At 74.7% G+C, this 13,019-nt stretch carries 12 protein-coding genes; 10 read left to right on the top strand and 2 right to left on the bottom strand.

Annotated elements, in window-relative coordinates; genetic code table 11:
• The first annotated feature begins 88 nt into the window (after nt 1-88).
• From ACO06A_RS05505 to ACO06A_RS05470, 8 genes are all read left to right on the top strand, one after another.
• The gene (locus ACO06A_RS05505; RefSeq protein WP_421735036.1) at nt 89-1,969 is read left to right on the top strand and encodes a phosphoenolpyruvate carboxykinase (GTP); all 1,881 of its coding nucleotides are present in this window, start codon (nt 89-91) and stop codon (nt 1,967-1,969) included.
• An 11-nt stretch (nt 1,970-1,980) separates the two neighbouring features.
• On the top strand, nt 1,981-3,285 hold the full coding sequence (gene purD, locus ACO06A_RS05500; protein ID WP_421735035.1) for a phosphoribosylamine--glycine ligase: 1,305 nt from the start codon (nt 1,981-1,983) through the stop codon (nt 3,283-3,285).
• Nucleotides 3,286-3,294: 9 nt separating this feature from the next.
• Nucleotides 3,295-3,705 carry a hypothetical protein gene (locus tag ACO06A_RS05495; protein ID WP_421735034.1) on the top strand — a complete coding sequence of 137 codons (411 nt, stop codon included), beginning with the start codon at nt 3,295-3,297 and terminating at the stop codon, nt 3,703-3,705.
• 17 nt (nt 3,706-3,722) lie between these two features.
• Nucleotides 3,723-4,619, top strand: a complete 897-nt coding sequence (locus tag ACO06A_RS05490) for a phosphoribosylaminoimidazolesuccinocarboxamide synthase (protein WP_421735033.1) — start codon at nt 3,723-3,725, stop codon at nt 4,617-4,619.
• 92 nt (nt 4,620-4,711) lie between these two features.
• Nucleotides 4,712-5,755: an iron-siderophore ABC transporter substrate-binding protein gene (locus ACO06A_RS05485; RefSeq protein ID WP_421735032.1), complete on the top strand. Its 1,044-nt coding sequence runs from the start codon at nt 4,712-4,714 to the stop codon at nt 5,753-5,755.
• A gap of 9 nt (nt 5,756-5,764) precedes the next feature.
• The gene (locus ACO06A_RS05480) at nt 5,765-6,799 is read left to right on the top strand and encodes a FecCD family ABC transporter permease (RefSeq protein WP_421735031.1); all 1,035 of its coding nucleotides are present in this window, start codon (nt 5,765-5,767) and stop codon (nt 6,797-6,799) included.
• A complete protein-coding gene (locus tag ACO06A_RS05475; RefSeq protein ID WP_421735030.1) occupies nt 6,796-7,824 on the top strand; it encodes a FecCD family ABC transporter permease in 1,029 nt (342 codons plus the stop codon). Before ACO06A_RS05480 ends, ACO06A_RS05475 begins: the two co-directional genes overlap by 4 nt.
• A complete protein-coding gene (locus tag ACO06A_RS05470; RefSeq protein WP_421735029.1) occupies nt 7,821-8,627 on the top strand; it encodes an ABC transporter ATP-binding protein in 807 nt (268 codons plus the stop codon). The genes ACO06A_RS05475 and ACO06A_RS05470 overlap by 4 nt, the downstream gene beginning before the upstream one ends.
• Here the strand turns inward: ACO06A_RS05470 and ACO06A_RS05465 are convergent.
• Nucleotides 8,624-9,421, bottom strand: a complete 798-nt coding sequence (locus tag ACO06A_RS05465) for a DNA/RNA non-specific endonuclease (RefSeq protein WP_421735028.1) — start codon at nt 9,419-9,421, stop codon at nt 8,624-8,626. The genes ACO06A_RS05470 and ACO06A_RS05465 overlap by 4 nt on opposite strands.
• Between ACO06A_RS05465 and ACO06A_RS05460 the strand changes: the two genes are divergently transcribed.
• Both ACO06A_RS05460 and ACO06A_RS05455 read left to right on the top strand, forming a co-directional pair.
• Complete coding sequence (locus tag ACO06A_RS05460; RefSeq protein ID WP_421735027.1) at nt 9,422-10,876, top strand: amidohydrolase; 1,455 nt, start codon at nt 9,422-9,424, stop codon at nt 10,874-10,876. It begins immediately after the preceding gene.
• A 41-nt stretch (nt 10,877-10,917) separates the two neighbouring features.
• A complete protein-coding gene (locus tag ACO06A_RS05455) occupies nt 10,918-11,952 on the top strand; it encodes a zinc-dependent alcohol dehydrogenase family protein (protein ID WP_421735026.1) in 1,035 nt (344 codons plus the stop codon).
• A 3-nt stretch (nt 11,953-11,955) separates the two neighbouring features.
• Here ACO06A_RS05455 and ACO06A_RS05450 read toward each other — a convergent pair whose 3' ends face one another.
• On the bottom strand, nt 11,956-12,954 hold the full coding sequence (locus ACO06A_RS05450; RefSeq protein WP_421735025.1) for a DMT family transporter: 999 nt from the start codon (nt 12,952-12,954) through the stop codon (nt 11,956-11,958).
• Between the last annotated feature and the right edge of the window lie 65 nt (nt 12,955-13,019).

Genomic DNA, 13,019 nt, shown 5'->3' with positions numbered 1-13,019 from the left:
AATCGCGGATGTTTCCGGCTCCGGGTGATGGAATCCGCGCGCGAAGAGGTCCACGGTGGAAGGACTTGGTCCCTTCACGGAGGTCGTCATGACGCTCGTCGAGCCCCACCCGTACTTCGATCTCGCCCCGGTCGGCGTCCCCTCGGCGCCCGGCGCCCAGCGGCACGCGGGCCTGCAGGCGTGGGTCGGTGCGGTCGCGGCGCTGACGGAGCCCGACGAGGTCGTCTGGGTGGACGGCTCCGCCGAGCAGGCGTCGGCGCTGGTCGAGGGCATGGTCGAGGCCGGGACGCTGATCCGGCTGAACGAGGACCTGCGACCGGGCTCCTACCTCGCCCGCTCCGACCCGTCCGACGTCGCCCGCGTCGAGGACCGCACGTTCATCTGCTCGGAGGACCCCGACGACGCCGGACCGACCAACAACTGGCGCGAGCCGCACGTCATGCGCGCCGACCTGGCGGGGGTGTTCGCCGGGTCGATGCGCGGGCGGACCATGTACGTCGTCCCGTTCTCGATGGGCCCCCTCGGTGGGCCGATCTCGCAGCTGGGCGTCCAGGTGACCGACTCGCCCTACGTCGTCGTGAGCATGCGGATCATGACCCGGGTGGGCACCCCGGTGCTGGAGCTGCTGGGCGCGGACGGCGACTTCGTGCCCGCGGTGCACTCGGTGGGCGCACCCCTGGAGCCCGGCGAGGCCGACGTGTCGTGGCCGTGCAGCTCCGTCAAGTACATCGCCCACTTCCCCGAGACCCGGGAGATCTGGTCGTTCGGGTCCGGCTACGGCGGCAACGCCCTGCTGGGCAAGAAGTGCTTCGCGCTGCGGATCGCGTCCGTGATGGCGCGCGACGAGGGCTGGCTGGCCGAGCACATGCTCGTCCTGCGCGTCACCTCGCCGGCCGGTCGGGTGTCGCACGTCGCGGCCGCGTTCCCGTCGGCCTGCGGCAAGACGAACCTGGCGATGCTCCGGCCGACGATCCCGGGCTGGACGGTCGAGACCATCGGCGACGACATCGCGTGGCTGCGCCCGGGCGGCCCCGGCACGGACGGGCGGCTGCGGGCGATCAACCCCGAGGCGGGCTTCTTCGGCGTCGCCCCCGGCACGGGCGTGAGCACCAACCCGGCCGCCATCGCGACCCTCACGCACGACGTGATCTTCACCAACGTCGCCCTCACCGACGAGGGCGACGTGTGGTGGGAGGGCCTGACCGACACCCCGCCGGACCACCTGACCGACTGGCAGGGCCGCGACTGGACCCCTGCGTCCGACGAGCCGGCCGCCCACCCGAACAGCCGGTTCACCGTCGCTGCCGAGCAGTGCCCGACCATCGCCGACGAGTGGGACTCGCCCGAGGGCGTGCCCATCGACGCGATCTGGTTCGGGGGCCGCCGGGCCACCAACGTGCCGCTCGTGGTGCAGGCGCGGGACTGGGCGCACGGGGTGTTCCTGGGCGCGACGATCGCGTCCGAGCAGACCGCCGCCGCGGAAGGGCCCGTCGGGACCCTGCGTCGCGACCCCTTCGCCATGCGCCCGTTCTGCGGCTACAACATGGCCGACCACTGGGCGCACTGGCTGCGGCTCGGCGCGAGCCTCTCGGCCCGCGGCATCCCGCTGCCGGCGGTGTTCGGCGTCAACTGGTTCCGCAAGGGCGCGGACGGCTCCTACCTGTGGCCGGGGTTCGGGGAGAACGCCCGGGTGCTCGCGTGGGCGCTCCAGCGGCTCGACGGGTCGGTGGAGGGGATCGACTCGCCGATCGGCGTGCTGCCCGCAGCGGGCGAGCTGGACCTGGACGGGCTGGACCTGCCGGCGGACGCGCTGGAGCAGCTGCTCGCGGTCGACCCAAGGGCGTGGCTCGCGGAGTGCGACCTGACCGAGGAGTTCTTCGCTCAGTTCGGCGGCCGGCTGCCGGTGGCGATGGTCGACGAGCTGGACGCGCTGCGGGCACGTCTTCGGGCGGCCGACCCCTCCCGGTAGGCTCCCGGCACGTGAAGATCCTCGTCGTCGGCACCGGTGCCCGTGAGCATGCGCTGGCGCGCGCGCTGTCCCTCGACCCGGCGGTCACCGCGCTGCACGCGGCCCCGGGGAACCCCGGCATCGGGACGCTGGCCACGCTGCACGCGGTCGACCAGCTGGACGGAGCCGCGGTCGCGGCGCTCGCCACGTCGCTGAGCGTTGACCTCGTCGTCGTCGGCCCCGAGGCCCCGCTGGTCGCGGGCGTCGCCGACGCCGTGCGGGCGGTGGGGATCCCCGTGTTCGGCCCGTCCGCGGCCGGCGCGCGGCTCGAGGGGTCGAAGGCGTTCGCCAAGGAGGTCATGGCCGCGGCGGGCGTGCCCACGGCCGAGCCGCGCGTGGCGACCACGATCGAGGAGGCCGCCGCCGGCCTGGACGCGTTCGGCGCCCCCTACGTGGTCAAGGACGACGGGCTGGCGGCGGGCAAGGGTGTCGTGGTCACCGACGACCGCGCCGAGGCGTTGGCGCACGCGGCGGCCTGCCTGGCCAAGCCCGGCGGCCGGATCGTCGTCGAGGACTACCTCGACGGCCCCGAGATCTCGCTGTTCGTCCTGTCCGACGGCATCGACGTGGTGCCGCTGGTCCCCGCGCAGGACTTCAAGCGCGCGCACGACGGCGACGAGGGCCCGAACACCGGCGGGATGGGCGCGTACTCGCCCCTGCCGTGGGCGCCCGCGGACCTGGTCGACGAGGTGGTCGAGCGCGTCGCCCGCCCGACGATCGCCGAGATGGCGCGCCGCGGCACCCCGTTCTCCGGCGTCCTGTACGTCGGCCTGGCGCTCACGTCGACCGGTCTGAAGGTCGTCGAGTTCAACGCCCGGTTCGGCGACCCGGAGACGCAGGTCGTGCTCGCGCGGCTCGTGACGCCGCTGGCCGGGGTGCTGCTCGCGAGCGCGACCGGCACGCTCGGCACGCTGCCCCCGCTCCAGTGGCGCGACGACGCGGCCGTGACCGTGGTGATCGCGTCCGGCGGATACCCGGGCACGGTCCGCTCCGGGGACCCGATCACGGGGATCGAGGACGCCGAGGCGCTGCCCGGGGTGCACGTGCTGCACGCCGGCACGGCCCTCCAGCTCAACACGCCGGGTGACGACGACGACGCGATCGACGGCGCTCACCTCGTGGCGGCCGGCGGGCGCGTGCTGTCGGTCGTGGGTGTCGGACCCGACCTGGCCGCCGCTCGCGCCGCGGCCTACGCGGGCGTCGCGACGATCGACCTGCCGTTCTCGCACCACCGCTCGGACATCGCCGCCGCGGTGGCGGGCGCCCCGCTGGTCTAGGTTCGCGGGATGGGCAGCACCGAGAAGTTCGTGTACGGCGGCGGCGAGTGGGGCGGGGACGCGGACGTGGTCCCGAGCCTGACGATCCAGGTGCAGGACGGCGACATCGCGACCGTCGACTACCGGCCCGCACCTGACGGGCTCGGACGGTTCTACCTGGGCTTCCAGCCGCGGGACTACTTCGACGACCCGGCGGAGAGCGACCCCGTCGACCTCGACGCCGAGGCCGAGGCGTTCGCGGAGTGGGCGCTGCTGGTCGGTGCGGTGGACGTCGAGGCCAAGCACGTGCGGCGGCTGCTGGCGGAGGCGCACGTGGACGAGCCCGAGGACACGTTCGTCGAGGAGACCGTCGAGCGGCTGGTGCGGCTGGTCGGGCTGCCCATCCCGGAGGGGCTCGAGGGCGGGGACGACCTCGTCTGATCCGGCACACTAGGCGCGTGACTGCTGAGCTCCCGGGCTGGACCCACACCTACTCCGGCAAGGTCCGCGACCTGTACGAGCCCGACGGCTCGGCGGCGACCGCGTCGCTCGGCGACGTCGTGCTCGTCGTGGCCAGCGACCGGGTGTCCGCCTACGACCACGTGCTCAGCCCCGGGATCCCCGGCAAGGGCGTCGTCCTCACGCAGCTGAGCCTGTGGTGGTTCGAGCAGCTGGCGGACCTGGTGCCCAACCACGTCCTGTCGACCGAGGTGCCCGCTGCGGTGGCGGGGCGCGCGATGATCTGCCGCCGGCTGGAGATGTTCCCGGTCGAGTGCGTCGCACGGGGGTACCTGACCGGCTCGGGGCTGGCGGAGTACCGGGTGTCGCGGTCGGTCACCGGGATCGCGCTGCCGGACGGCCTGGTCGACGGCTCCCGGTTGCCGACGCCGATCTTCACGCCCGCGACCAAGGCCGAGCTGGGGGAGCACGACGAGAACGTGCCGTTCGAGACGGTGGTGGAGCAGGTGGGTGCCGAGACGGCGGACGCCCTGCGCTCGCTCACCCTCGCGGTCTACGGCCGGGCGGAGGCCATCGCGCGCGAGCACGGGGTGATCCTGGCCGACACGAAGCTCGAGTTCGGCACCGACCCCACGACCGGCGCGATCACGCTCGGCGACGAGGTGCTGACCCCGGACTCGTCGCGGTTCTGGCCCGCGGACCTCTGGCACCCCGGCCGCGCGCAGGCCAGCTTCGACAAGCAGTTCGTCCGGGACTGGCTCACGTCGGACGCCTCCGGGTGGGAGCGCCACTCCGACGTGCCGCCGCCGGCGCTGCCGGCGGACGTGGTGGAGCGCACCCGCGACAGGTACCTCGAGGCGTACGAGCGGCTGACCGGGACCTCGCTCGCGGTGTGAGGTTCCCGACAGGTCCTTCGGCTGAATCGGCTCTGGAGCTGAGGTTAGGCTTGCCTCATTCGCTCGACCCCGATCCCGATGGGAGCACTCCTGTGCGCATCGCGCGCCTCTCGGCCCTCGTGGCCACCGCGACGGCCGTCGCCCTCACCCTCACCGCGTGCGGCGCGTCGTCCGACGATGCCACCGTGGAGCCGTCCGGCAGCGCGTCCGCCCCCGCGGAGGACATCTTCCCCGTGTCGATCGACTCGACGCTCGGCACCGCGGACATCCCCGCGAAGCCCGAGCGCGTGGTGACCCTCGGCTGGGGCGCCGCCGACATCGCGTTCTCGCTGGGCACGACGCCGGTGGGCATCGAGGCGGACACGTGGGGCGGCGACGCCGACGGTTACCAGCCGTGGTTCCGGGAGGCGGTCGAGGAGTCCGGCGACGAGCTGCCGACCACCATCGCGATGTACCCCGAGCTCGACATCGACGCGGTCGTCGCGCTCGAGCCCGACCTGGTGCTGGCCCCGCAGTCGGGGCTCGACCAGGCGACGTTCGACCAGCTCTCCGCGCTGGTCCCCGTGGTGGCCTACCCCGGTGAGCCGTGGCAGACCTCGCTCGAGGACCAGGTGACCATCGCGGCCGAGGCGCTCGGTGTGCCCGAGAAGGCGGACGCGCTGCTCGCGGAGCGTCAGGCCGCGATCGACGACGCCGCCAACGAGAACCCGGAGCTGTCCGGGCTGACCTTCGCCTACGTGTACGGCGGCGACCAGCCCGGTGCGCTGTCCGTGTACCTGCCCGGCGACCCCCGGGTCGAGCTGCTCACCGGCCTGGGCCTGCAGCTGGCGCCGTCCGTCTCGACGCTGACGTCCTCGCCCGGCACCTTCGTCGCGACCCTCGGGCTGGAGAACGCCGACCAGCTGAACGACGCCCAGCTGCTGTTCACGTGGTTCAACGACGCGGACGAGCAGGCCGCGACCGAGGCGCAGCCGCTGTGGGCGCAGATCCCGGCGTTCGCCTCCGGCGCCTACGTCCCCATGATCGACAAGCAGCTGGGCATGGCCGTCTCGGTTGCCACCCCGCTGAGCGTGCCGTGGGCGCTCGACGAGTACCTGCCGCTCATCACGGCGGGCGCCGCGAAGACCACTTCGTAGCCTTCCCCTGTGAGCACCGCCGTCGCGCGAGCCCCGCACGCCACCCGCGTGCGGGGCTCGCGCGCGCTCGTGCTCGGTCTCGGTCTGGTGGCGGCGGTGCTCCTGCTCGTCGTGGTGGCCGGGTTGAGCGTCGCCGTCGGGGCCAAGCCGGTGCCGCTGGGCGACGTGTGGTCGGCGTGGCGGCACCCCGACGGGTCGTTCGTGTCCACCGTCGTCGCGTCGCGCATCCCGCGCACCCAGCTCGGGCTCCTCGTCGGTGCGGCGCTCGCGGTGGCCGGCGTCGTGATCCAGGGGCTGACGCGCAACCCGCTCGGGGATCCCGGCCTGCTCGGCGTGAGCGCCGGGGCGTCGGCGTCCCTGGTCGTCACGGCCGCGGTGCTCGGCGGCGCGGCCGGCCGGTCCGTGTGGGCGGCCGTCCCGGGGGCCCTGCTGGCGGCCGTCGCGGTGTACCTGATCGGGTCCGGGGGTCGACGCGCGACGCCGGTGCGGCTGGTCCTGGCCGGCGCGGCCGTCTCCGCGGTGCTGGTGGCGGTCGTCGAGGGGATCACGCTTGCCAACCCCGAGGTGTTCGACACCTACCGGTTCTGGGTGGTGGGGTCGCTGGCCGGGCGCCCGCCGTCGACCGTGGACGCGGTGCTCCCGTTCGTCGTGGTGGGTCTCGTGGTGTGCCTGCTGCTGGCGCGGCCGCTCAACGCGCTCGCGCTCGGCGACGAGGCCGCGACCTCCCTCGGGCTGCGCGCCGGCCGCACCCGCCTGCTCGGCGCCGCGGGGGCCACCGTGCTGTGCGCCGCCGCGGTGGCCGCGGTCGGGCCCGTCGCGTTCGTCGGGCTCGCCGTCCCGCACGTCGTGCGCGGGTTCACCGGCTCGGACCACCGCTGGCTCCTGCCGTACTGCCTCGCGCTCGGCCCGGTGCTGCTGCTGGCAGCCGACGTCCTCGGGCGCGTCGTGGCCCGCCCCGGGGAGCTGCCGGTCGGGGCGGTCACCGCGTTCGTCGGTGCGCCCTTCCTCATCCTCGCGGTGCGCCAGGGCCGGGTGGGGGTGTGAGCGCCGTCCTGACCCTCGGGCCCGCCGTGACGGTCCGCTGGCACCGCCGCCCGGTCGTCGTCTGCGTGGTCGCGCTCGCGCTCGTGCTGGTCACCGCCCTGGTCACCCTGGCGGCCGGTCAGCTCGGCATCCCGCTGGCGGAGCTGCCCTCGGTCGTCGCCGGCAGCGGCTCCCGCACGCAGGAGTGGGTGCTCTGGACCAACCGGCTGCCCCGGCTGCTCGTCGGAGCCGCGGCCGGCGCGGCGTTCGCGGTGTCGGGAGCCATGTTCCAGTCGGTCACACGCAACCCGCTCGGCAGCCCCGACATCATCGGGCTCGGCGCCGGCGCGGCTGCGGGTGCCGCGGCCGCGGGGCTCGTGTGGCCGGGGACCCTTCCCGTGCCCGTCGGGGCGCTGATCGGCGCGGGGGTGGCGATCGGCGCGGTCTACCTCGGCTCCGGCGCCGGGTTCCGGGCGCCCCTGCGGATGGTGGTCGTCGGCATCGCGGTCGGCGCGATGTCGCTGGCGTTCGTGCAGCTGGCGCTCGCCCGGGCCACCCGCGAGGACGCGCAGGTGCTCGCCGCGTACCTCAACGGCAGCCTCGCGTCCCGGTCCTGGTCGGACGTCGTCCTCATCGTCGGCGCGCTGGTGCTCCTGCTCCCCGCGGCGCTCGCGCTCACCCGGCCCATGCAGCTGGTGGAGATGGGCGACGAGGTGGCTGTCGCGGTCGGTGTGCCGGCGGACCGGGTGCGGACGTGGGCGGTGGTCGTCGGAGTCCTGCTCATGGCCGCGGCGGTGTCGGTGAGCGGCCCGATCGCGTTCGTCGCGCTCACCGCTCCGCAGATCGCCCGCCGGCTGACCCGGTCGACCGGACCGGGTATGGTCGCCGCCGCGTGCTGCGGCGCCGCGGTGCTCGTCGTCGCGGACCTGATCGCCCAGTACGCGGTGCCGGGCGTCGTGTACCCCGTGGGAGTCGTCACCGCCGCGCTCGGCGGTGCGTATCTCGCGTTCCTGCTGGTCCGCGAGTGGAGGAGGAGTCCCGCGTGAACGGTCCGCCGCTCGAGGCGTCCGACCTGACGCTCGCCTACGACCAGCTGGTGGTCGCCACGAACCTGTCCGTGAAGATCCCGCGGTCGTCGTTCACGGTCATCATCGGCCCGAACGGGTGCGGCAAGTCGACGCTCCTGCGCGCGCTCGGCCGGACCCTCAAGCCGCGCGCCGGGCAGGTGCTGCTGGACGGGGTGCCGATCGCGTCGCTGAAGGGCAAGGACGTCGCCCGGCGGCTGGCGCTCCTGCCGCAGAGCCCCATCGCGCCCGAGGCGATCACGGTGGGTGACCTGGTGGCCCGCGGCCGGTACCCGCACCAGGGCCTGCTGCGGCAGTGGTCGGCGGCCGACGCCCGCGCGGTCGCGGACGCCCTCGCCGCCACCGAGGTCGCCGACCTGCGGGAGCGGTTCGTCGCCGAGCTGTCCGGAGGCCAGCGCCAGCGCGTGTGGCTGGCCATGGCGCTCGCGCAGGAGACCGACCTGCTGCTCCTCGACGAGCCGACGACGTTCCTCGACATCGCCCACCAGTTCGAGGTCATGGACCTGTGCGCGCGGCTGCACGAGGAGGGCCGCACGCTCGTGGCGGTGCTGCACGACCTGAACCAGGCGGCCCGGTACGCCACCCACCTGATCGCGATGAAGGCCGGGGTGGTCGTCGCCGAGGGTCCGCCGTCCGAGGTGGTCACCGAGCCCCTGGTGCGTGAGGTGTTCGGGCTGGCGTGCCGCGTGGTGCCCGACCCGGAGACCGGGACCCCGATGGTGGTGCCTGCCCGCCGGGACGCGCACGTCCGCCACGCCCGCTAGAGCCGGATCTCCGCCAGGGACGTCAGGGGGAGCCAGCGCTCGCGATCGCCGAGCGCGCCGACGGGTGCGAGGACGTCCGCACCGACGAGTGGCCCGAGGTCGAGCCCGGTGAGCTCTTCGACGTCCGCGACCGGCACCTGGAACGTGCGGAACGGGCCGAGGTCGGGGATGCCCGCCGCCTCGATCGTCGCGACGAATGGCGTCTGGTCGAGGACGAACGCCGTGGCGCGCAGCTCGTCGGCGGACGCCCACGCCGCGACCTTCCAGAACAGCCGGGGGATCCCGACGCCGCGGTAGATCGGGTCGTCGTCGGCGAGGACGGGTCCCGTGAACACCGAGAGCCGGCTGCCCTGGGCCCGCGCGTAGTCGAGCACGTGGTCCTCGAGGCCCACCCACAGCAGCTCGCCCTGGTTGAACGCGGAGGCCTGCGGCGCGGCGTTCGGGTAGGCGAACGTGTCGAAGTTCGCCCGGCGCGCGGTGACGAGGTCGCCCCAGACCGGGTCGCGTCGGCGGACCAGGTGGCCGCGGTCGAGGTCGTTGCGCACGTACAGCTCCGGGCCGACCTGCTCGTCGGCGGGGACGCGCGGGTCCAGGTGCCAGTCGTCGCTGCGCTCGAGGTCCACCAGCTGGGCGCCGTCGATGTTCACCGCCGTCGCGGCGGCGAGCCCGCGCTCGGGGTCGAGCAGCACGGTGAAGTGCGTCGACGGCAGCGTGCGGACGATCTGGGCCGGGGCCGGGAGGGGCACCGGCGGACCGAGGAACGTCGGGTCGTATCCCGCCTCTACGGTGCTCACATGGGGACCGTACCGACTGACCTCCTCCTACGCTCCGCGCGGCTCGTCGACCACGACGCGCCCGTCGACGTGCTGCTCCGCGCCGGCCGGGTCGCGGCGGTCGGCGCGTCGCTCGCCGCGGAGGGCCCGTCGGTCGACCTCGGCGGCCGCTGGCTGATGCCGGGGCTCTGGGACGCGCACGTGCACCTGACGCAGTGGGCGCTCGCCCGGCGCCGGCTCGACGTCTCCGGTGCCACCTCGGCCGCGCACGCCGTCACGTTGGTCGCCGCCGCGCCGCCGCCCGTCCCCGGCACCGCGCTCGTCGGCTTCGGCTTCCGTGACGGACTCTGGCCGGACGAGCCGACGGCGGCCCTGCTCGACGCGGCCGTCGGTGACACGCCCGTGGTGCTCGTCTCGGGCGACCTGCACTGCGCGTGGGCGTCGACGGCGGGTCTGCGGTTCCTCGGCGTCGGCCACCACCCGACCGGTCTGCTGCGCGAGCACGAGTGGCTGCCGCTGCAGGGCGTGGTGGACCACGTGCCCGACGACGTCGCCGACGCGCTGGTCGACGACGCCACCGCTGCGGCCGCTGCGCGCGGGGTGGTCGGGGTGGTCGACCTGGAGATCGCCGACAACCTTGCCGTGTGGCGTCGTCGCGCCGCCGCCCGGCCCGGCCGGCTGCGCGTGCGGGCCGGCGTGTGGGAGGAGTACCTCGACCGCGTGGTCCGCGAGGACCTGCACACCGGCGACCCCGTCGGCGGGCTCGTCGAGCAGGGGCCGCTCAAGGTGATCACCGACGGCTCGCTCAACACCCGCACCGCCTTCTGCCACGACCCCTACCCGGGGCTGACGGGCCCGAACGCGCGGGGCGTCCTCGCCGTCCCCGCCTCGCGCCTCGCCCCGCTGATGGCGCACGCCACCCGGCACGGCCTGCGCTGCGCGATCCACGCGATCGGCGACGCCGCGAACGCCCTCGCGCTCGACGCCTACGCCTCCTCGGGGGCTACCGGGTCGATCGAGCACGCGCAGCTGGTGTCCTGGGACGACGTCGAGCGGTTCGCGGCGCTGGGCGTGGTGGCGAGCGTGCAGCCCGAGCACGCGATGGACGACCGCGACGTCGCCGACCACCACTGGGCGGGCCGCACCGATCGCGCCTTCGCGTTCGGCGCGCTGCACCGGGCAGGGGTGCGGCTGGCGCTCGGCTCCGACGCGCCCGTGGCGCCCCTGGACCCGTGGATCGCGGTCGACGCCGCCGTCACCCGGTCCCGCGACGGGCGGGCGCCGTGGCACCCCGAGCAGGTCCTCGACCGCCGGGTGGCGCTGGAGTCGTCGGTCGACGGTCGCGGGCTGGCGCCGCTGGTCGGTGCACCTGCGGACCTGGTCGTGCTCGACGCCGACCCACTGACCGCCCCGCTGCGGGGGATGCAGGTCGCCGGCACGCTCGTCGCGGGGGGCTGGACGCACCGCGGGTTCTGACGGCTGCTCGGTTCTGGTTCGGGTCCGGTTGGATGGGTGCCATGCGTGCCGTGGTGATCTCCGAGTTCGGCGTCCTACCCACCGTCCAGGAGGTTCCCGCGCCCGACTGCCCCGACGACGGCGTCGTCCTGCGGGTCACCGCCACCGGCGTGTGCCGGTCGGACTGGCACGGCTGGCAGGGGCACGACGACGACATCACGCTGCCGCACGTCCCCGGCCACGAGCTGGCCGGGGTGGTCGCCGCCGTCGGACCGCGCGTGCGCTCGTGGGCGGTCGGCGACGAGGTCACCGTGCCGTTCGTGTGCGCGTGCGGCACGTGTCCGGCGTGCCTGGCCGGTGAGCAGCAGGTGTGCGAGCGGCAGCGGCAGCCGGGGTTCACCGACGACGGGTCGTTCGCCGAGCTCGTCGTGATCCACCACGCCGACGTCAACCTGGTCCGGCTGCCCGCCGGGATGTCACCGGTCACCGCCGCGGGCCTCGGCTGCCGGTTCGCGACCGCCTACAGGGCCGTCACCGTGCATGGCCGGGTCGCCGCGGGGGACTGGGTCGCGGTGCACGGGTGCGGCGGCGTGGGGCTGTCGGCGGTCATGGTGGCCGTGGCGGCCGGGGCGCGCGTCGTCGCGATCGACGTCTCCGGGTCCGCGCGCGACGCGGCGCTGGCGATGGGCGCGATCATGGTGCTCGACGGCACCGGCGACGTCGCCGCGCAGGTGCACGAGGTCACCGGCGGAGGTGCTGCGGTCTCGCTCGATGCCCTCGGCAGCCGGGCCACCGCGACCGCGTCGATCCTGTCGCTGCGCCGCCGCGGCCGGCACGTGCAGGTCGGGCTGCTGCTCGGCGACGACACCGCGCCGCCGCTGCCCATGGGCCGCGTGATCGGGTGGGAGCTCGAGGTCTACGGCAGCCACGGGATGGCCGCGCACGAGTACCCGACGATGCTGGCGCGGATCGCGTCCGGGGAGCTGGACCCGTCCCGCCTGGTCGGACGCACCATCGGTCTCGACGAGGCGCCCGCCGCGCTCGCGGCCTTGGGCGACGGCTCGGGCGGACCGGGGATGACGGTCGTCGTCCCGTGACCCTCAGCCGCGGACAGGGCTCTCCGCGGTGGTCTTCTCGTCCGTCTCCGTCGGCTGGTCCGCCGCGACCGGCAACGCGGCGGCCTGCTGTGCGCGCGCCGCGTCCGCCGACCGGCGCCGCGCGGCCCCCCACTGCGTCAGCCCGACGCCGGCGAGCACGACCGCCCCGCCGACCGGCTCGTACCAGTGCAGGCCCTCGTGCAGGACGAGCACCCCGAGGGTCGTCGAGACCAGTGGGATCACGTACGTGACGCTCGCGGTGACCGTGGCGCCGGCGATCGCCAGCACCCGCCAGAACAGCACGTACGCCAGCCCGGTGCCGCCGAGCCCCAGGGCGAGCAGGGCCAGCGCGGGCGCCGGGGCGAGCGGGCCGGTCAGCGGGGTGGAGACGGCGAACGGGAGGATCAGCACCGCGCCGACCGCCAGCTGGATGGCCGGCAGCGCGACCGTGGACAGACCCGTGGTGGTCAGCCGGCGCCGGCTCCACGCGTTGCCGATGCCGTAGCAGAACGTCGCACCGAGGAGCATCAGGCCGCCCGCCAGGTCGATCGCACCCGAGTTCCAGACGCCCAGCAGCACCGCGATGCCGCCGAAGCCGAGGACGAGGCCTCCCACCTGCACCCGGTCGGGGCGCTCGGACGGCAGCAGGAGCGCCACGAACACCGCCGTGAACAGGGGGGTCGTCGCGTTCACCAGGCCGGCGAGCACCGAGGTCACCCGCTGCTCCGCCAACGCGAAGAGCACGAACGGTATCGCCGTCATCACCGCACCGACGATGACGAAGTCACCCAGCTGTCCGCGCCCGATCCGCACGCGCTCGCGCCGAACCAGCAGGATCGCGGCGAGCGCCACGAACCCGATCAGGATGCGACCGAATGCCACCTGCGTCGGCGCGAACGTGCGCAGCGCCGTGGCGATGAACAGGAAGCTGCACCCCCACAGCACCGCGAGCAGAAGGTAGGGGCCGATCCAGCCGCGGGTCGAGGAGGCCGGAGACGTCATGCGCGCATCATGCCTCGCACCACCGACACGCGACCGCTCACCACCGACCAGAAACGGGTCGCCGC

Origin of the sequence: Cellulomonas sp., from assembly GCF_965229465.1 — a bacterium.
Lineage (GTDB): Bacteria > Actinomycetota > Actinomycetes > Actinomycetales > Cellulomonadaceae > Cellulomonas.
The sequence above is the reverse complement of the archived record's forward strand: the minus strand, read 5'-3'. Positions and strand labels throughout refer to the sequence as shown.

Excerpts from the sequence above, each read along its gene's own strand:
- ACO06A_RS05455 (WP_421735026.1), top strand. The coding sequence starts at position 10,918 with ATGCGTGCCGTGGTGATCTCCGAGTTCGGCGTCCTACCCACCGTCCAG.
- ACO06A_RS05460 (WP_421735027.1), top strand. The coding sequence starts at position 9,422 with ATGGGGACCGTACCGACTGACCTCCTCCTACGCTCCGCGCGGCTCGTC.
- ACO06A_RS05505 (WP_421735036.1), top strand. The coding sequence starts at position 89 with ATGACGCTCGTCGAGCCCCACCCGTACTTCGATCTCGCCCCGGTCGGC.
- ACO06A_RS05450 (WP_421735025.1), bottom strand. The coding sequence starts at position 12,954 with ATGACGTCTCCGGCCTCCTCGACCCGCGGCTGGATCGGCCCCTACCTT.
- ACO06A_RS05495 (WP_421735034.1), top strand. The coding sequence starts at position 3,295 with ATGGGCAGCACCGAGAAGTTCGTGTACGGCGGCGGCGAGTGGGGCGGG.